Origin of the sequence: Acinetobacter sp. SWAC5, from assembly GCF_003419885.1 — a bacterium.
GTDB lineage: Bacteria > Pseudomonadota > Gammaproteobacteria > Pseudomonadales > Moraxellaceae > Acinetobacter > Acinetobacter cumulans.
In genome coordinates this window covers 1-19,799 of the sequence record NZ_QUWR01000024.1, presented here as the reverse complement: position 1 = coordinate 19,799, position 19,799 = coordinate 1, and the positions used below count along the sequence as shown (strand labels likewise).

Below are 19,799 nucleotides of genomic sequence, written 5' to 3'. Positions count from 1 at the left end.
GTCCATTTATATGCATATTACGCGTTTACATATCGAACGTGTACGGAACTTAAAAACGGTTGCACTCTCAGGATTGCAGCCGTTTAATGTCTTTTATGGCCAAAATGGCTCGGGTAAAACCTCTGTTTTAGAAGCCATTCATTTGTTGGCAACAGGGCGTTCTTTTCGCACGCATATCCCCAAAAACTATATTCAAAATGCCTGTGCTGATGCCATTGTTTTTGCACAATCTGATACTGATAAAATTGGTATGCAAAAAATGCAAAGCGGTGAGCAACTGATTAAGGTGAATGGGGATCTGGTTGCAACTCAAGGTCAGTTGGCCAAAATCTTACCTCTACAACTGATTGACCCACAAAGTAGCGATATTATTGACCACGGTGCTAAGCCAAGACGACAAATGTTGGATTGGATGATGTTCCACGTGGAACCCGAATTTTATCCTGCTTGGCAATACTATTCACGAGCACTCAAACAGCGTAATAGTTTGCTCAAAGCACAGCGTCATTTAAGCCTCAGTGATTTAGAGCCGTGGAACCAAATGCTGAGTGATTATGGCGAAATTTTGCATCGCCAGCGTCAGGCTGTTGTGGAGCTGTGGAAGGGATATTTACAACAGGATTTAGCGCAGCTCTTGCCTGATCTGGAAATTTGCATGGAATACAGTGCGGGCTTTCATAGTGAAACTGGATTGTTAAATGATTTGACCAATGCGCACTATAAAGATCTAGAAAGACGTTATACCGAGCATGGTCCGCATCGTGCAGATTTACGTTTAAAAACCCCGATGGGGGATGCTGATGTGGTGCTGTCGAGAGGGCAAAAAAAGCTCCTGATCATGGCTTTAAAACTGTCACAGATTGCAATGCTACATGCGTGTAATAAGGAAACTGTGGTATTATTAGATGATCTTACAGCAGAATTAGATTTAACCGCACAACAACGTTTAATTGAGCGATTAAGCCAACTTGGTAGCCAGGTTTTTATTACCACTTTAGATTGTGACGCAGTGCAACAGCACATGCATGATTTGTCTATTTCTTATCAATTATTCAATGTTAAAGACGGTAGCGTTCAGCTTGCTGTGCAATGACGATTTACCCATTTTTTGGATAGACCTATTTTTCACTAGGGAGAAACCATGAGTTCAGAAGAGCAATCTGTCTCTAATACAGAACAAACCAATGAAAAAGCTTATGATTCCTCTAGTATCAAAGTATTGCGTGGCCTAGATGCTGTTCGTAAACGTCCAGGCATGTATATTGGTGATACTGATGATGGCACAGGCTTGCATCACATGGTGTTTGAGGTTGTCGATAACTCTATCGATGAAGCTTTAGCGGGCCATTGTGATGAAATTCAAGTGACCATTCATGAAGATGAATCGGTTAGTGTATCGGATAACGGCCGTGGTATTCCAACCGATATTCACCCTGAAGAAGGTGTTTCAGCTGCAGAAGTTATTTTAACCATTCTGCATGCGGGCGGTAAGTTTGACGATAATAGCTATAAAGTTTCTGGTGGTTTGCACGGTGTTGGTGTTTCGGTTGTAAACGCTTTATCTGAAAAACTGCTACTTAATATTAGCCGTGCGGGTAAAACCTACGAACAAGAATATCACCATGGTGATCCTGTTTATAAGCTACGTGAAACAGGCGTAACAGATGCTTCAGGCACAACTGTACGTTTTTATCCGAGTGCAGAAACGTTTAGCCAAACGATTTTTAATGTCGATATTTTGGCACGTCGTTTACGTGAATTGTCTTTCTTGAATGCAGGTGTGCGCATTGTTTTACGTGATGAGCGTATTAACTTAGAACATGTGTATGACTACGAAGGTGGCTTGTCTGAGTTTGTTAAATATATTAACCAAGGCAAAACGCATTTAAATGAAATCTTCCATTTCACCACCCAAGCAGAAAACGGCATTGGTGTTGAGGTTGCATTGCAATGGAATGATACCTACCAAGAAAATGTACGTTGTTTTACTAATAATATTCCACAAAAAGATGGTGGTACACATTTAGCAGGTTTCCGTGCGGCATTAACGCGTGGCTTAAATAGCTACATGGAAAGCGAAAGCTTACTCAAAAAAGAGAAAGTTGCAGTTTCTGGTGATGATGCACGTGAAGGCTTGACGGCGATTGTTTCGGTTAAAGTTCCAGATCCAAAATTCTCTTCACAAACCAAAGAAAAATTGGTGTCGAGTGAAGTGAAAACTGCGGTTGAGCAGGCCATGAATAAATCGTTCTCTGAATATCTTTTAGAGAATCCTCAAGCGGCAAAAGCCATTGCAGGCAAAATCATTGATGCTGCCCGTGCACGTGATGCTGCGCGTAAAGCACGTGAAATGACACGTCGTAAGAGTGCGCTTGATATTGCAGGCCTTCCGGGTAAATTGGCAGATTGCCAAGAGAAAGATCCTGCACTTTCAGAATTGTACTTGGTCGAAGGTGACTCTGCAGGCGGTTCTGCAAAGCAAGGCCGTAACCGTAAGATGCAAGCAATTTTGCCATTGAAAGGTAAAATCCTTAACGTGGAACGTGCACGCTTTGACAAGATGATTTCATCGGCTGAAGTGGGTACGTTAATCACAGCGTTGGGCTGTGGTATTGGCCGTGAAGAATACAATCCTGATAAATTGCGTTATCACAAAATCATCATCATGACCGATGCTGATGTCGATGGTTCGCATATTCGTACTTTGTTGCTGACCTTCTTCTTCCGTCAAATGCCTGAGCTTGTGGAACGTGGTCATATCTATATTGCGCAGCCACCGCTGTATAAGTTGAAAAAAGGTAAGCAAGAACAGTACATCAAAGATAATGATGCGCTTGAAACTTATTTAATTTCAAATGCGATTGATGAGCTCGAACTTCACGTGAGTGCAGAAGCGCCAGCCATTCGTGGTGAAGCTTTAGCTGGTGTGATTGCGGATTATCAAACCTCACAAAAAAGCTTGCACCGTTTAACTGTGCGTTATCCAGCAAGCTTATTAGATGCTTTGATTGCTGTGGAAGGCTTTAAGCTAGATCAAACTACTGATCGTGCTTATGTGGAGCAATGGGGCGAGAAAATTTGTGCTGCAGTTGCACAGAAACAGCCAAGCTTGCGTCCAGAGTTAACGCTTGAAGTGTTTGAAAAAGAGCTGGCAGATGGTCAAAAAGTTGAAACCTATTTGCCTCGTATCACGATTTATATTCATAACTTACCGCACCCTTATTTATTAGATGCAGGTCTGTTGGGTTCTGGTGAATACGCTCGATTATTGAAGAACTCTCGTAGTTGGTTCACGCTGTTGGAAGAAGGTGCATACTTGCAAAAAGGCGATCGTAAAATTACGGTAAGTACTTTCCATCAAGTATGGCAACACATTTTGCAAGACTCGCGTCGTGGCATGATGATCCAACGCTATAAAGGTTTGGGTGAGATGAATGCGGAGCAACTCTGGGAAACTACGATGGACCCAGAAAACCGCAACATGCTACAAGTGACTGTGCAAGATGCAATTGAAGCAGACCGTATGTTCTCTTGCTTAATGGGTGATGATGTAGAGCCTCGTCGTGCCTTTATTGAAGAAAATGCTTTAAACGCAGATATTGACGCTTAATATTCAAGTAAAGAAGTTAAAAAAAGCACCCAATATGGGTGCTTTTTTTATGCTAAATTAATCTAAATTTGTATAAAATATAATCATCTTGATTTTATCAAACTGACGCATTGCTATGTCATGATGTTCTTAAAATGAACGCAATGCTGTAAAAATGAGAGGTTGATATGATGGATAATCAGTTAGAACACATACGTGATATTTGGGTAAATGCTTTTTTTATAGGCAATTATGAGGTGCTTTTGCAGTATGAGGATGAGCATTTTAAAGTTGTTTATGAGCAAGACGGGCGTACTGAAAGCAACTTCACACGCTACGATCGCATTGCACATGCTGTTAAAAATGGTGTGTGGAAACCTAAAAAACCCGATGTCGAATTTGAAGCTTATGAGTTTGATCGTGACCAAACCTCATGTAAAATTTTGATTGGGCTTGCCGAAAACCAGCAACAAATACAAGAATTATGGCAATTTGAAGAGACATGGAAAATAAAAGAATTGCGATTTTTAAAACAGAAAAGAGCAAAATAAAGCCTTAAAATCTATGTTTAGATCATTTTATTAAAAGTAATATGTGTAAAAATTGTGGATATGTATAATAGTTATCCATAGAATTATTATGTGAAAAATAAAAAATATCCACAACATGAGGGTGTTTTGAGTAATTTTTATTGTGATTTATTTTTTGAATTTAAAAGTATGTTCACTTACGAAAAGATTTGAATTTAAAACTCTTTACTTGGCACTTTTTAAATTCAAAAGATTTTTTAAGGATGAATGGGTTTGTGCTTATCTTTGCTTGGTGAATGGATTGAGATGTAATGGGTCAAAAATAGCTGAATGAATTGTCTATATTGAGTCTTTATTTGGGTGAATTTTATTGTTTAGTTGAATTAAAAAACCGCCGTGGAACATTAATTTCACGGCGGTTTATTTGTTTTAGTTAGACTAAACAATAGGTTTTAATTGTCAAAACTACTTTCCAATTCCTCTAATTCCATCATTAATTCAAGCATTTGCTCTTCTGCTTGTTCTAATTTGGCTTTGAGTTCAGTTTGTTCATTCATTAGCTTCAGTAAATCGTCCTTACGGCTAGCATCATATAAGCCGGCATCACCCAGTAAATTTTCAATTTCTGTTAAGCGTGGTTGTAGTTTCGAAATTTGGCTTTCACATTTTTCAATATTTTTACGAATCGGGCGAGTTTGCTCACGTCGTTGTGCAGCTTCTTTACGTTGAGCTTCTTTATCACCTTTAGAGCTAATGACTTTGTTTTGTACTTCCGATTTGATTGGTGTAGCAGGTACATTCGCGGTTTTAAGCATTTCAGCTCGGGCTTGACGTAACCAATCTGCATAAGCACTTAAGTCGCCATCAAATTCACGGCATTTGCCTTGATGCACAAGTAATAGCTCATCACAGACACTGGCAATCAATTGACGTTCATGCGATACCAAGACCACAGCGCCTTCAAAATCAGTCAATGCCATCGTGAGGGCATGACGCATATCTAAATCTAAATGGTTAGTCGGTTCATCGAGAATCAGGACATTTGGACGTTGCCAGACAATCAGTGCTAAGGCTAAGCGTGCACGCTCACCGCCTGAAAAGCTTTCACTTGGCGTGTCCATCCGTTCACCACTAAAGCCAAAACTGCCCAAGAAGGAGCGGAGTGTTGCTTCACTAATGGTTTTTCCTGCAATACGTCCCAGTTGTAACATTGGGCTAGCATTGCCATCTAAGGCATCCATTTGATGTTGGGCAAAATAACCAATATTTAAAAGTTCAGAGGCTTTGCGTTGACCTTTGAGTAAGTTTAGATCGCCCACCAAAGATTTAATGAGCGTTGATTTACCTGCACCATTCATACCCAGTAAACCAATGCGACTATTTGGCGTAATTTGTAAGCCAACATTGGTCACAATGAGTTTATCTCCATAGCCAATATCTGCATGTTCTAGTTGCAATAGTGGTGAACTCATTTTAGTGGGTTCACGGAAGCTGAAGGTAAATGGAGTGTCCACATGTGCCGCAGATAGTTCCTGCATGCGTTCTAATTGTTTAATACGGCTTTGTGCTTGTTTTGCTTTGGTGGCTTTGGCTTTAAAACGGTCAATAAACTTTTGTAAATGTGCACGAGCTTCTTGTTGTTTTTCAAAAGCTTGTTGTTGTTGAGCTAGGCGTTCACTACGTGTAGTTTCAAAAGTTGAGTAGTTGCCTGTATAGAGCGTTAATTCCTGATTTTCGATATGTAAAATATGATCGGTGATCGCATCCAGAAAATCACGGTCATGTGAGATAAGCACCAAGGTGCCTTCATAGGCTTTTAACCAATCTTCTAGCCATAAAATCGCATCTAAGTCTAAGTGGTTGGTTGGTTCATCAAGTAATAATAGGTCTGAACGGCTCATTAACGTACGTGCCAAGTTCAAACGCATACGCCAACCACCAGAAAAGCTTGAAACATTCAATTGTGATTGATGCTCAAAAAAGCCTAAACCAGCCATAAGTTGCGATGCTTTAGACGGTGCAGAATAGCCACTGATTTCATCAAAACGACCATAGAGGTGCGCAAGTTCGTCATTGCCCAATTGTTCTGGATGTTCGAGTTTATGCTGAATATCCCAATACTCTTCGTCGCCAGACAATACAAAGTCGATGGCTTTCATATCTAACGCTTTAATTTCTTGAGCCATGTGTGCCACGGTCCAGATTGCTGGACGGGTTAAAGAACCATTATCAGATTCAATTCCACCCAATAAGGCTGAAAATAAAGTGGATTTACCTGCACCATTGACACCTGTTAGGCCAATTTTCCAACCTGGGTGAAGTTGCATGGATGCTTTTTGAAATAAAACACGGCCACCGCGACGTATAGAAAGTTGGTCTAACTGAATCATGAAATTAAAAACACAGCAAAAAGATGGCGCTATTCTAAAGGAAGCCTTCCAAAAAACAAAAAAACCGCAAGGCTTTGTAGCGAAAGTTGCAAGTGAATGTAAAAGTGGGGTGATTCAACAGATTTTAATAAAATATGTGAAATCCTCTAGGTTTATTACAAGAAGATGCTTATATTGTGAAAAATAAGTTTAAAAAATAAACAACACACATCAGAAAATAGGATAAAGCGTATGCAAAAAGGATTTTTGGCATTGTCTGTAACCACAATATTCATGTGTTCAATGGCTGTGCAGGCGAAACCCACGGTTTGTGTCTTCGATTTATTAGGTAAATCTGGAGAGTCTTATAAATTGTTGGAGGAGTGGTCGCTTGCCAGTAAAACTTGGGGTACAGATATTCAATTGGTGTCTTATCAAGATGAAGCGAAAGTAGATAGTGACTTTAAAGACGGTAAATGCGATGGTTTTTATATGACCTCCATGCGTGCACGGGCCTATAATAAATTTGCAGGTTCTATTGATGCTTTGGGGGGAGTGCCAAACAATGAAATTGCTCAAAAAGCCATTAGTTATGTACTTGATAAACGTAATAACCGTCGATTAATTAGTAAAGTGGGTAAAGAGAGCTACGAAGTTGCAGGCATTGGTCAGATCGGCTCAGCTTATATTTTTGTGAAAGATCGCAATATGAATCGGGTTGAGCAAGCCAAGGGTAAAAAATTCGCCATTTTACATTATGATCGCGCACAAAAACGCATGGTTGAACGTATTGGTGCTGTGCCTGTTCTGTCTGATATTTCTAATTTTATTCGTAAATTTAATCAAAACGAAGTGGATATTGTGGCGGCACCTGCCTATGCCTTTAAACCTTTAAACCTTTAAACCTTTAAACCTTTAGAAATTGCGAAAGGCTTAGGGGCACAAGGTGCAATGATTGATTTTCCAGTAGTCAATGTGACTGCAGATTTGATTATTCGTCCTGAAGCTTTTCCAGAAGGTTATGGGCAAAACTCTAGAGCATGGTTTGTGAAGCAACTCCCGAAAAGCTTTGCGATGGTCAAACGTATGGAAGCTGAAATTCCTGCCAAATATAAAGTTGCGCTGAGCAAAGAATCACGAGATGAATATCAAAAACTTTTACGAGATGAACGTATTCAGTTAACTCAAATGGGAATTTATGATGCCACTATGATGACGGTGCTAAAAAAAGCGCGGTGTACAGTTGAGCGGACTAACTTTGAGTGTTCACTCGGTGGTGAGTAGTCATCATGTATTTTCTTTGTAAAGATTCATGAGCATCTTATAAATTTTGCTTTTCGATAAAAGTGCTAAGTATATTGATTTAAAATATATTTTATTTTTTTGCTGTGATGAAAATCATTAAAATTGGCAAAAGAGACCAAAATGACATGAATTAATTGAGTAAATGCTCTATTTTTTTAAAAATAACTTGCTTAAACTTTGTCATGAATGGATACCCATGAACAAAAAAATCTCAAAAGGATAAATACAATGAAAAAAGCCCTTCTGTCTTTGGCAACTTTCTCTGTGATTGGTTTCGCTAGTACAGCACAAGCAGAAAAAGTAGATATTTGCGTATTCGACTTGCTAGGTAAGTCGGGTGAGTCTTTCCAAATGGCGCAAGAATGGGCGCTGGCGGCGAAAGGCTGGGGCGCAGATATTAATCTGATTGCACGTCAAGATGAAGCAGTTGCAGATAACGACTTTAAAGCTGGAAAATGTGATGGCGTATTTATGACCGCAATGCGTGCGCGTCAATACAATAAATTTGCAGGCTCAATTGATGCACTCGGTGGTGCACCAAGCAATGAAATTGCAAAACGTGCCATTACTTTTGCTTTAGATAAGCGTAATGAAAGCAAAATGATTAGTAACTTAGGTGGTAAGAAGTATGAAGTTGCAGGGATTGCACCTTTAGGCTCAGCATTTATTTTCGTACGTGATAAGAGCATTAACTCAATTGAAAAAGCTGCGGGTAAAAAATTCGCAGTGTTAGGTTATGACGATGCACAAAAAATTATGGTGCAACGTGTAGGCGCTCAAGCGGTAATTTCTGATGTATCTAACTTCGTAGCGAAGTTCAATAATGGTCAGGTTGATATGGTGGGTGCACCTGCTTATGCGTATAAACCTTTGGAAATTTACAAAGGCTTAGGTACGAATGGTGCGATGTTTAACTTCCCAGTACTTCAAGTAACCGCTGACTTTATTATTCGTCCTGATCAATTCCCAGCAGGTTTTGGTCAAAAATCTCGTGATTGGTTCATTCAAAACTTACCAAAAGGTTTTGCAATGATTAACCGTTTAGAGGCGGGAATTCCAGCAAAATACAAAATGAATTTGACTGCAGAAGACAAAACCAAATATCAAAAACTTTTACGTGATGGTCGTATGGATATGACTAAACGTGGCATTTATGATCCTGCGATGATGAGTGTATTGAAAAAAGCACGTTGCTCTGTCGATAAGGCGAATTTTGAATGTTCACTTGGTGGTGAATAATTTGATTTTTAAGAAAAAAGCCTAGTTGTTCTAGGCTTTTTTTTATGCATATTTAAAGGCAGTTTTGCAATTGTATCTGGCCCAAAATTCTTAGATGATGCAGTTAAACAGCGTCAGTCCTATAGATGAATTGGCGAACTTGTCTGGCATGGTTTGGTTGTTTTAAGCCATGCATATAAACACAATAATGAACTGATAAAAACAATGTAACAAGGATGAAAAAAATGCATAAAGTAAAAGCATTAAAAGTGTTAGGCCTCGGTGCAGGTTTAATGTTTGCCATGAATGCAGCTCAAGCTAAACAAGTCATGTGTGTATTTGATTTGGTTGGTAAAAATGGCGATGTATTTACACTCATGAAAGACTATCAATTGGCAGCCAAAAATTGGGGTGCTGATATTGAGCTACGTGTCGGCCAAAATGAAGCGGTAATCGCAGAAGATTTTAAAGCTGGAAAATGTGATGCGATTAGTGTGACAGGTATGCGTGGCCGTCAATTCAATGGATTTACAGGTTCATTAGATGCGATTGGTGCAATTCCAGACTTAAAATTAGCGGTAAAAATCATGCAAGGTTTGGCGAGCCCGACATTTGCCAAAAGCATGGTGAATGGCCGTTATGAGGTCGCTGGGGTTATTCCTGTTGGTGATGCATATTTATTGGTAAATGACCGTAGCATTAATACCGTTGCTAAAGCAGCAGGTAAAAAAATTGCGGTTTTAGACTATGATGAAGCACAAAAAATTATGGTACAGCAAGTTGGTGCACAAGCCGTAAGTGCTGATGTAACAAACTTTGGTGCTAAGTTTAATAATGGTCAGGTTGATATTATTGGTGCACCTGCAGCGGTGTTTAAACCTTTAGAATTATATAAAGGTTTAGGAACTAAAGGCGCGATTGTCAATTATCCAATCTTGCAGGTTACGGGGAATATTATTATTCGCCCAGATAAATTCCCAGAAGGTTATGGGCAAAAGTCACGTGAATGGGTGAAAACACAATTACCACGTGCATTTGGTATTTTGGGTAAAATGAAGTCGGATATTCCAAGTAAATATTGGATGGATGTACCTGCAGCAGATCGTCCTGGTTATCAAAAAATGATGCGTGAAGCGCGTATTGATTTAACCAAACGTGGTGTATATGACAAGCGCATGATGAAGCTATTATGGCAATTCCGCTGTAAAGAAGATGCGAAAAACTTTGAATGTGCATTGCAGGATGAAAACTACAAATAAACCTGATAAATTTACTCTGATTTAACTTTGTTTTGCAAAGTATGACTATAGTTCGAGTATGCTATACTTGAATTATGGTCTTTTTTGATTTAAGACATCCCATTCAATTAGAGGAATCCACCATGAATGCACCTGCACTTGTGTTGACTGACAATGCCGCAAATAAAGTGCGCCAATTGCGTGACAGTGAAGGAAACCAAGACTTAATGCTCCGTGTATATGTTACTGGTGGCGGTTGTTCAGGTTTCTCTTATGGCTTTAACTTTGCAGAAAGCCAAAATGAAGATGATGCAGAATTTTTAAATGGCGACGTAAAAATGTTGGTGGACTCACTCAGCTATCAATATTTAGTTGGCTCAGTGGTTGATTATTTAGAAGGTTTGGAAGGTTCGCGTTTTGTGGTGCAAAACCCAAATGCGACGACAACTTGTGGTTGTGGTTCTTCATTCTCTATCTAAGCCTTTTTTGCATTAAGATTCGCATAAAAAAGCCCTCTTCATGAGGGCTTTTTACTTTTTAATCTTTGGCATCAAATTTGATGGCTTCTAAAAGATCCAGCACAATGGTAGTGACATCTTGACTAAGGTCACGATTGTTAAAAATTTCATAGGCTGTAATTGAAACATCGGTATCACTTGGTAACAGCTTTTGTTCTTCTTCAATCAAATCTTGAATTGGCAATAAGGTTTGTTTGATTTCTAAATGCAAAATATCCTTAAATTCAATATTTTCATCTTCGAGTTCAATCATTTGCTCATTAAAAAATGGCAATAAGATTGAGTGGAGATATGGTTGAATTTCTGTGATATTAAAAATTTCGATATCACGAGTCTGTTCAATTGTGCTGATGTGGTCATTCACTTCAATAAGAATATGGTAGTAACTCACATTGCTCTCCAGTTATATATTCAGGCGGTGTGTATGATTTTAGATTAACATGAAATATAGGCTTTGTTGTGAAAGCTTATAGAAAACCTTATAAAAAATAAGGAATTTATAACTGCTAACGCGCCGTTAAGAGTGCTAAATCTGAAGGCTGTAATTGAAAATGCGCCAGATCTTGTGCCCCAAGCATCGGATACATTAAAGCTTTAGGATCTGAGTTATGCCCAAGTCCAAGTGCATGCCCTAATTCATGTGCTAGCGTTAAACGTAAATCATCTTGATTCTCAAATTGATAAATTTGAATTTCTTGCCCCATAAATACACCTTTGTGAAATTCGCGAGCAGGGAAACGCTGTTTAGCATGCGTAACATCTTGGTTAAAGCGATGAATATTGTGATTGTATTGCTCGACTTGTTGATTGTATTGAGCATTCAATTGATTGAAGTAATCAATATCATTTTTGAGTTGCTGACTTTTCTCTTTGAGTTGTTGATATTGCAGGTCAATGCGTCTGCGATTTTCCCCCTGGCTGTCTTCAAGGCGACTCCAGCTCAGCCGTTGCTGATTCAGGCTTTGATATTCAGCATCGATCAGCACACGGCGCTGTTGAATGCTTGTGTGAAGTTGCTCTAAATAGGCTTGTGACGTGTTTAAGTTTTCAGAGACGCGTTGGTTTTTATTTTGCTCAGTATTGAGCGTTGTCTCCATTTTTTTAAATGCATTAAAGTTATCTTGTCGTTCATCATACACAAGATGAATTTTGAGTTGTGCGTCAGGGTCATAGACAAAGAGCTTTTGCCCAGAGGCATTTTGCCAGAGATCGGCGGCTTGTTGAGTCAGTTCAATCAGTTCTTGCTGGCTAATACCAAAGCGTGGATCGACTTCGGCAATTTGATAGCGTAAGCGCGTGTCAAAAGGGTGGAGTATACGATCGGCCAGCGAGTTATAACGCAATTGATCATGTGTTTTGAGTTGATAACTCAACAGTCCAACAAATAACAGCACAATAGCAAGAATGAAGAAGCGCATAATGCAAGCACATGAACAATATAAGCTTAATGTATAATATTTAAACAAAAATAAGTAGTGATACCTCGCTTAAAGCATCGCTTTTTAATCGGCCTTACGATCATTCAGTACCGATATATTAGGCATAAAAAAACCGCGCTTTCGCGCGGTCTTTTATTTAAAGCGACAAATTATTTTTTGTCATCTTTAACTTCAGTGAACTCAGCATCTACAACGCCGTCGTCTGCTTTTTGCTGTTGTTGGCCAGCAGCATCACCTTGGAAAGCGTTCGGGTCGAAACCTTGAGCGCCACCTTGGCCTTGAGCAGCTTCATACGCACGTTGCGTAATCGGCATGATGATGTTTTGAAGTGCTTCAGTTTTTGCTTTGATTTCTTCTACGTCATTTTCTTTCGTAGCCGCTTCAAGCTCAGCTGATGCAGTTTCAATTGCAGTTTTTTCGTCAGCAGTTACTTGCTCGCCAAGATCTTTCACTGCTTTTTGAGCAGAAGATACAAGCGCATCAGCTTCGTTACGTGCTTTCGCTAATTCTTCAAATTTGCGGTCTTCTTCAGCATTCGCTTCAGCATCTTTAATCATCGCTTCAATTTCAGCATCGCTCAAACCTGAGTTTGCTTTAATTTGAATTGATTGTTCTTTGCCAGTGCTCTTGTCTTTCGCAGATACTTTCAAGATACCATCAGCGTTGATGTCGAAAGATACTTCAATTTGTGGCACACCACGTGGAGCAGGTGGGATATCGCCTAATTGGAAGTTACCCAACAATTTGTTTTGCTGCGCCATTTTACGTTCACCTTGGAACACAGAAATGTCTACAGCTGGTTGGTTGTCAGCAGCAGTTGAGAACACTTGAGATTTCTTCGCAGGAATCGTTGTGTTTTTCTCGATGATTGCAGTTAACACACCACCCATTGTTTCAATACCAAGAGTCAATGGAGTTACGTCAAGAAGAAGTACGTCAGTTTTGTCACCTGAAAGTACCGCACCTTGAATCGCAGCACCCATCGCTACAGCTTCGTCAGGGTTCACGTCTTTACGTGGTTCACGACCGAAGAAGTCTTGTACTTTTTGTTGTACAAGTGGCATACGAGACTGACCACCCACCAAGATCACGTCAGAGATGTCAGAAGTCGAAAGACCTGCGTCTTTAAGCGCAATACGGCAAGGCTCAATAGTACGTTCAACTAAGTCAGCAACTAAACCTTCAAGTTTTGCACGAGTTACGTTGATCACTAAGTGTTTAGGACCAGTCGCATCTGCAGTGATGTATGGCAAGTTGATTTCAGTTGCGTTAGAAGAAGAAAGCTCGATTTTCGCTTTTTCAGCAGCTTCTTTTAAACGTTGAAGCGCAAGAGGATCTTGTTTCAAGTTTACGCTTTGTTCTTTCTTAAATTCTTCTACAAGGAATTCAATTAACGCGTTATCGAAGTCTTCACCACCAAGGAATGTATCACCGTTTGTAGACAACACTTCGATTTGTTGGTCGCCATCAAGGTCAGCGATTTCAATGATTGATACGTCGAAAGTACCACCACCCAAGTCGTAAACCGCAACTTTACGGTCGCCTTCTTTTTTGTCCATACCGAACGCAAGAGCCGCAGCAGTTGGTTCGTTGATGATACGTTTAACTTCTAAACCAGCAATTTTACCAGCATCTTTAGTCGCTTGACGCTGAGCATCATTGAAGTAAGCAGGAACGGTAATTACCGCTTCAGTTACTGTTTCACCAAGGTAGTCTTCAGCTGTTTTTTTCATCTTTTTCAAGATTTCAGCAGAGATTTGTTGTGGTGCAAGTTTCTTGTCGTTTACGTCAACCCAAGCATCGCCATTGTCAGCTTTGATGATTTTGTAAGGTACAAGACCGATGTCTTTTTGAACCGCTTGGTCTTGATACTTACGACCGATCAAACGTTTGATCGCGAATAATGTGTTTTTAGGGTTTGTTACTGCTTGACGTTTTGCAGATTGACCAACAAGGATCTCGCCATCTTTATACGCAATAATAGATGGAGTTGTACGAGCGCCTTCAGCGTTGTCGATTACTTTAACTTTGTCGCCTTCAAGTACTGCTACGCAAGAGTTAGTTGTACCTAAGTCAATACCAATGATTTTCGCCATTTGGATGTTTCCTCTAAAATTCTTTTGTTCCCAAACTTTTCCCTTTATCAAAGGGAAATTAAAAGGGATTTACTTGTTATCCGATATGAGAGCCAATCAAAAATTTTCAAGTTTAAATTCAGAAATATTTTTAAAAACTCTCGAATTTCTTGGGCTTATGCGCCAACCATAACCATAGCTGGACGTAATAAACGACCATTTAGGCTGTAGCCTTTTTGCAAAACAGTACCAATTTCATTGACTTTTGCAGTTGGATCAATACCTACAGCTTGATGAAGATCTGCATTGAAGCCATTCGCAGTATCTACCGCCACCACACCAAATTTCTCTAAAGTAGTGAGTAGAGATTTAAGTGTTAGTTCAACACCTTCAGACAGTGAGTTTTTCTCATCGCCTGCTGCTGCAATTGCACGTTCAAGATTGTCAACTGAATCAAGAAGTTGTTTAGCAAATTTTTCAAGCACAGTATCTTTGTGCTTTTCAGATTCACGCTGAATACGCTCAACACTTTTTTGTGCTTCATATACGGCATTTGCTGTACGTGCTTTTTCAAGCTTTAAGTTTTCTTCTAAATTGGTGATTTGCGCTTGTAAATCCTCAACTGAAACTTCTGCTTGCTCGTTTTCAGCTTGAGTTTGCGCTTCTGCTTGCTCTTGCTCTAATTCTTGAGCGTTTGGGTTTTGCTCAGTTGTCATTGATTTACTCCGTTTAAAAGGGTTCTTAAACATGTACAGTCCTTAGGCGTCAGGTCTAACCTCGTTAATTCTGAACTGCCATGATTTACTAAATGTCATGATTAAAGAAGAAATCGGGGCTGCTGTTAAAAATTCAAGCAGAGGCATGATAATTTTTACGCATCTTGTGAGAATTTATACAGAAACGAGCGATTTATTGATAACAACGCGATCTTAAAAATTACAATTTAGATTAAAAAGCATAAAAGGATCTAATAAAACGATTAATATCATAATTTTTATCAGTTTTCATTTTACTGTCATACAAGGCAATATAATCGAATCAACAGTCGTCATATTTTGAAGAGAGAGCGAGATATGACTTCTGTTTCCTTATATATGGCGTATAAATTTTGCTCTGGTTAATATTTATACATAAAAACGATTAAAACTATTTTATAAAGTATTTCTCAAAATTGTTATACATCTCTACTATAGATCTCAGATTCTATCGCTGTAGTTTCTTCTTTTAGTATATTTTGAATGTGTTTTTCAATGCTTATCCAACCTCTGGATAAGCTTTTTTTTTGCTTCATGTAAATGTCATTGGTATTGCAGGCGGTGCAGGCTAGGTTTGGTAGAGCTTTAACAAAATCATGCGAATACAGATGAACTATAGAATTAATATAACGTTGCAGAAGGTGTACTGGTCTACCTTCAAACTACTACTCAGCAGGTGGGTAGTAGGGCAATATTTTTTTCATAATCAGCATCGCAAAGAAACAACTTTGCGCTTTATTTGAATATGAAAGGAATTAAATAACGATGAAGAAAACAATGTTTATGCTGTCATTACTCACAGGCTTTACTTTATTTGCTGTGGGATGTTCATCTCAAGATACGGTGTCAGCACCTGAAACTTCACAATTAAATAGTGCACCTGCTCCGCAAGCACAATCAACAGCAACCGTACAAGCCGATCCGAGTGTGCAAAGTTCAGATGGTATTCAATCTGCACCTGCTTTAGAGGGGCAAGCACCACAAGCGACTGCGCAATAAACCGCATTTATCTCCGCATCAACTTTAATTTATTAGGTTGATGGTCCATTCAAAATAGACAGAAGAAAAGATGCCTCTTCTGTCTATTTCGCTCTGTATTATTATTATGCAATTCATACGAACCTAAACACTACGCTGTCACATAGGATAAAAATACTCGGCACTTTTATACGATTGTAGTGGCCATTATAAAAGTGATAGACCAATTATGGCCTAATGGTGGTGTATGAGAATGAGGCAAGGTTGCCATAAAAAAGCCTATAGCAATGCTATAGGCTTTTTTTGAAGTAATAACGCGATTTAATCTCGATTATCTTGTCGACGATCTTCCCAACGTTTACGTTGTTCATCACGTTGCTGATCTAGACGTTGACGGCGTTGATCAGCAGTTTGTTTGCGTTGCTCATAGTTACGGTCTTGTTCACGTTTTTTACGCTCCCATTCGGCACGCTTTTCACGTTCTTTTTGGGCTTGTTGGCGTTGTTGTTCATTTCGTTGGCGCTCAAGCTCATTTTGTCTGCGCTCCTGAATTTGTTGTTGCTGACGCTTTTGTTCCCATTGCTGACGTTCATAGAGCTGTTTACGTCGTTCTTGTTCTAGACGGTTACGTTGCTGTTGATATTCCCAGCGCTGGCGGTCTCTTTCACGATCGTATCGTGCATCATAACCGCGATCGGATTGGCGTTGATCGTAACGACCATCGTAATAACCATCTTCTGGAAATGCCACACATCCTACAGCCATAAACGCAGTGGCCAATGAAACTGCAATAATTTTAGTCGTCATAGTGATGTCCTCTATAAATGGGAGCAGCAAAATAACTCCACAAATTAAGAAATAATTGTCAATGACAAGTGATTTAAATAAGCTTAGCTTAATGAAATGATATCTGTGTATGCAGATGTTGTGACTTGTATACAAGTATGGTCACATAAGCATTGATCATGTAGAAAGTATGAAGAAAGCCAAGGAAAAAAATAGCAATGACCGCTTTTAATCAAAACTTGCAACAACTATTAGAAAAAGGCCAAGGCACGGCTGCACGCGCACTCGATAAACTTCCGAGTTTCGTACAAGATAGTTTAGCCAAAGCATTGGGTTATCCTTATATATTTCCAGATCTTGATCCTTTCATTAAATGCATGATGGCAGCTCAGCTGAAGCAGGGTCGTCAGGGTTTTATTGGCGCAGATTATGAAAAATCGCGTAAGCAATTTGATTTACAAATGCAGTCGTTACGCAATAAAGTTACTGCGGTGAAACATGTAGAGGACTTACGATTACCATTACAGAGCGGCACTGTTTTTGCGCGCCATTATCATCCTGCGCCAGGCAAAAAACTGCCTTTAATCGTGTTTTACCATGGCGGTGGTTTTGTTGTTGGAAGTTTGGATACACATGATGAAGCATGCCGTTTATTGGCTGTCCATGCGAAAGCACAAGTGTTAAGTATTGATTATCCGTTGGCGCCAGAAGCGAGTCCAAAGCAATTAATACAATGTTGTGAAGATGCATTGGCTTGGGTATTTCAAAACAGCAAACAATTAAAAGTTTTAAAAGGGCGTATTGCTGTTGCGGGAGATAGCGCAGGCGCTAATATTGCAACAGTTGTTGCACAGCGTACAGCGCAAAAAGCTTATGCACCTCATGCGCAATTGTTGATTTATCCTGTTGTTGATTTTAAAAGCCGTCATCCTTCATTTTTTGCTTATAAAGATGGTTTAGTGTTGACGGGTGGCGATGTTGATCACGTCACTGCTTTTTATGCAGAGCAGCATCAAGTTGAACTTGATGATCCGCTGATTTCACCGACTTATGGCAAATTAAAAGGGCTTGCGCCAGCTTTTATTGTTACAGCTGGGCATGATCTATTGCATGATGAAGGCGAAATTTATTCACACAAATTACGCCAACAGGGTGTCGCTTTACATTATCAAGAATACTTAGACCAAACTCATGGTTTTATTAACTTAACGACTGTCTCTACACGTGCGAAAAAATATCACATCGAGCTGAGTAAGAATTTCCGTAAATTTTGGGATAAGAAAAATAGCTAAAGACATGGTTTCACGTGAAACCATGTTATCTGTCTTTTATTTTAGCTTCAGGAAATAGCAGGCTAAATTTCGGCACAAAAAAGCTCTGTAATAAGCGTGCTTGAGAAAAGTCTGGAAATAGCCCTTGGCTATCTGACCATTTTACGCCAGCTAATTTTGCAATATGCCCTCTAAACTGGGGGGCAAAGCTGTAGCGTTTATTTTGCCAAGTTTGTCGGATTTGCAAAATTGAAGATGGAATGTGATGACTATTAATATAAAACAGCTTAGGTTTTTTTGCTTTATATAGGGTTAAGGTGAAGTGTTGGCCTGCAACACGAACTGTACACGTGAGGCCAAGTTTTGTATCTCGCCATTCAAATTGTGCCAGTTCTTTTGGAATTCCCCAAAGAGTCTGTCCGTGAGTGACTGAAGCAAGTGTAGAAACATAGATTTTAGGAATAGAACTTAACACTCTCTTACTAATCAGTGGGTGATCCAAAATCAACAATTCATCATAAGCACCAACAGGTGAGCTTTCATAACGAACCAACATTACTTGAATCATTCTCCCAATTGGGGAAGGGGAGTGATGGAGGATAGCTGATTGTTGAATAAAACGAGGCGTTACCCAGTAATTTAAAATAAAACCAGCGCCTTGTAGTTTCCAAGGAGGCGGGGATTGAATCACTTCTGTAGTGATTGCTGGTATCTGCATTTTTTTTCTCATTTTGATTAATGCTTTATTTCTCATGAAAGACTAAAATACATACAGTGACAAGCACAACTTCATATAGATGAGTGAGCAAATGTTAAAACATACTTTTATTGTATTGACGGCAACGTTAAGTAGCTTTGGTGTATTCGCACAAAATACATTGGTTGAAATGAATACCAACGTGGGGAATATTGAGATTGAATTGTTTAACGACAAAGCGCCAATTTCAGTAAAAAACTTTGAAGATTATGCAAAATCCGGTTTTTATAATGGCACAGTGTTTCATCGTGTCATTCCAGGCTTCATGATCCAAGGTGGTGGCTTAGAAAGTAACTTGGTCGAAAAGACGATAGAAAAAGCCCCTATTAAAAATGAATCTTCAAATGGTTTAAAAAATAAACGTGGCACATTAGCGATGGCTCGTACAAACGATCCTAACTCCGCACGTAGCCAATTCTTTATTAATACCGTGGATAACGACTTTTTAAACAAAAGTGCGATGAATGCTGGATATGCCGTGTTTGGTCAAGTGACAAAAGGTATGGATATCGTCGAAAAAATTGAAAAAACAGCAACTGGCAATCGTGGCATGTACCAAAATGTACCAACACAATCGATTGTTATTCAGAGTGTGAAGATAAAAGCACCAAAAGAGAACAAGTAGCCAAAAAAAAGCCCATTCATAAAAAATTAATATTAAATTATTAAAATCATGTGTTTGGGCTTTATTGTGTATAAATATAAAACAAAACAGTGCGTAAAAAAGAAACACACGATAAAACAATTGATTAAAAGCACTTGCAATGATTTCGAAATGGTCTAGAATGCATCCCATACCGACGAGATAGACGGAAACGAACGAAGCTAGACGCTGAGTTGTTAAGTATATCGAAGTCCAGCTTCTAGCACTGACGAGGTGTTAGAAAGATCATTAAGAGATTATGAAGAACAACTTGTGTGGATTTTTACTGGTTGATCAATCGAATATATTTTCATTGATAATTGGTAGA

The 19,799-nt window shown here is 39.2% G+C and carries 17 protein-coding genes and 1 pseudogene; 11 read left to right on the top strand and 7 right to left on the bottom strand.

Annotated features, from left to right (window positions below; translation table 11 throughout):
• Positions 1-10 precede the first annotated feature (10 nt).
• The 3 genes from recF (at position 11) to DYI81_RS15080 (ending at position 4,140) form a co-directional block, all read left to right on the top strand.
• Entirely contained in the window at positions 11-1,093 is a 1,083-nt protein-coding gene (gene recF / locus DYI81_RS15090; protein ID WP_106986188.1) for a DNA replication/repair protein RecF, read from the top strand.
• 48 nt (positions 1,094-1,141) lie between these two features.
• Positions 1,142-3,610 (top strand): DNA topoisomerase (ATP-hydrolyzing) subunit B, encoded by a 2,469-nt coding sequence (gyrB, locus tag DYI81_RS15085; protein ID WP_117007990.1) that lies wholly within the window; start codon positions 1,142-1,144, stop codon positions 3,608-3,610.
• 167 nt (positions 3,611-3,777) lie between these two features.
• Positions 3,778-4,140 carry a hypothetical protein gene (locus DYI81_RS15080; protein WP_106986190.1) on the top strand — a complete coding sequence of 121 codons (363 nt, stop codon included), beginning with the start codon at positions 3,778-3,780 and terminating at the stop codon, positions 4,138-4,140.
• A gap of 431 nt (positions 4,141-4,571) precedes the next feature.
• On the opposite strand, the gene DYI81_RS15075 is transcribed toward DYI81_RS15080, so the two are convergent.
• Positions 4,572-6,509 (bottom strand): ATP-binding cassette domain-containing protein, encoded by a 1,938-nt coding sequence (locus DYI81_RS15075; RefSeq protein ID WP_106986191.1) that lies wholly within the window; start codon positions 6,507-6,509, stop codon positions 4,572-4,574.
• On the opposite strand from DYI81_RS15075, the gene DYI81_RS15070 reads away from it, so the two are divergent.
• From DYI81_RS15070 to erpA, 5 genes and pseudogenes are all read left to right on the top strand, one after another.
• On the top strand, positions 6,508-6,696 hold the full coding sequence (locus DYI81_RS15070; protein ID WP_117007989.1) for a hypothetical protein: 189 nt from the start codon (positions 6,508-6,510) through the stop codon (positions 6,694-6,696). The genes DYI81_RS15075 and DYI81_RS15070 overlap by 2 nt on opposite strands.
• A gap of 44 nt (positions 6,697-6,740) precedes the next feature.
• Positions 6,741-7,772: pseudogene (locus DYI81_RS15065) on the top strand (putative solute-binding protein).
• Positions 7,773-8,021: 249 nt separating this feature from the next.
• Positions 8,022-9,032 carry a putative solute-binding protein gene (locus tag DYI81_RS15060; RefSeq protein ID WP_117007988.1) on the top strand — a complete coding sequence of 337 codons (1,011 nt, stop codon included), beginning with the start codon at positions 8,022-8,024 and terminating at the stop codon, positions 9,030-9,032.
• Positions 9,033-9,304: 272 nt separating this feature from the next.
• Positions 9,305-10,270, top strand: a complete 966-nt coding sequence (locus DYI81_RS15055) for a putative solute-binding protein (RefSeq protein ID WP_162368849.1) — start codon at positions 9,305-9,307, stop codon at positions 10,268-10,270.
• Positions 10,271-10,392: 122 nt separating this feature from the next.
• Positions 10,393-10,728: an iron-sulfur cluster insertion protein ErpA gene (gene erpA / locus DYI81_RS15050; protein ID WP_106986194.1), complete on the top strand. Its 336-nt coding sequence runs from the start codon at positions 10,393-10,395 to the stop codon at positions 10,726-10,728.
• A 58-nt stretch (positions 10,729-10,786) separates the two neighbouring features.
• On the opposite strand, the gene DYI81_RS15045 is transcribed toward erpA, so the two are convergent.
• The 4 genes from DYI81_RS15045 to grpE form a co-directional block, all read right to left on the bottom strand.
• Complete coding sequence (locus DYI81_RS15045) at positions 10,787-11,170, bottom strand: hypothetical protein (RefSeq protein ID WP_162368850.1); 384 nt, start codon at positions 11,168-11,170, stop codon at positions 10,787-10,789.
• 103 nt (positions 11,171-11,273) lie between these two features.
• Positions 11,274-12,185, bottom strand: a complete 912-nt coding sequence (locus DYI81_RS15040) for a matrixin family metalloprotease (RefSeq protein WP_106986196.1) — start codon at positions 12,183-12,185, stop codon at positions 11,274-11,276.
• 170 nt (positions 12,186-12,355) lie between these two features.
• Positions 12,356-14,302 carry a molecular chaperone DnaK gene (dnaK, locus tag DYI81_RS15035; RefSeq protein WP_106986197.1) on the bottom strand — a complete coding sequence of 649 codons (1,947 nt, stop codon included), beginning with the start codon at positions 14,300-14,302 and terminating at the stop codon, positions 12,356-12,358.
• A 155-nt stretch (positions 14,303-14,457) separates the two neighbouring features.
• Positions 14,458-14,997, bottom strand: coding sequence for a nucleotide exchange factor GrpE (gene grpE / locus DYI81_RS15030; RefSeq protein ID WP_106986201.1), 540 nt, complete (start codon positions 14,995-14,997; stop codon positions 14,458-14,460).
• 804 nt (positions 14,998-15,801) lie between these two features.
• On the opposite strand from grpE, the gene DYI81_RS15025 reads away from it, so the two are divergent.
• Positions 15,802-16,035: a hypothetical protein gene (locus tag DYI81_RS15025; RefSeq protein WP_106986198.1), complete on the top strand. Its 234-nt coding sequence runs from the start codon at positions 15,802-15,804 to the stop codon at positions 16,033-16,035.
• Between the two features lie 300 nt (positions 16,036-16,335).
• Here DYI81_RS15025 and DYI81_RS15020 read toward each other — a convergent pair whose 3' ends face one another.
• Positions 16,336-16,821: a hypothetical protein gene (locus DYI81_RS15020; RefSeq protein ID WP_106986199.1), complete on the bottom strand. Its 486-nt coding sequence runs from the start codon at positions 16,819-16,821 to the stop codon at positions 16,336-16,338.
• 197 nt (positions 16,822-17,018) lie between these two features.
• On the opposite strand from DYI81_RS15020, the gene DYI81_RS15015 reads away from it, so the two are divergent.
• A complete protein-coding gene (locus tag DYI81_RS15015; protein ID WP_106986200.1) occupies positions 17,019-18,092 on the top strand; it encodes an alpha/beta hydrolase in 1,074 nt (357 codons plus the stop codon).
• Between the two features lie 25 nt (positions 18,093-18,117).
• On the opposite strand, the gene DYI81_RS15010 is transcribed toward DYI81_RS15015, so the two are convergent.
• A complete protein-coding gene (locus DYI81_RS15010) occupies positions 18,118-18,789 on the bottom strand; it encodes an acetoacetate decarboxylase family protein (protein ID WP_106986202.1) in 672 nt (223 codons plus the stop codon).
• 91 nt (positions 18,790-18,880) lie between these two features.
• Between DYI81_RS15010 and DYI81_RS15005 the strand changes: the two genes are divergently transcribed.
• Complete coding sequence (locus tag DYI81_RS15005; protein ID WP_106986203.1) at positions 18,881-19,453, top strand: peptidylprolyl isomerase; 573 nt, start codon at positions 18,881-18,883, stop codon at positions 19,451-19,453.
• Positions 19,454-19,799: the final 346 nt, after the last annotated feature.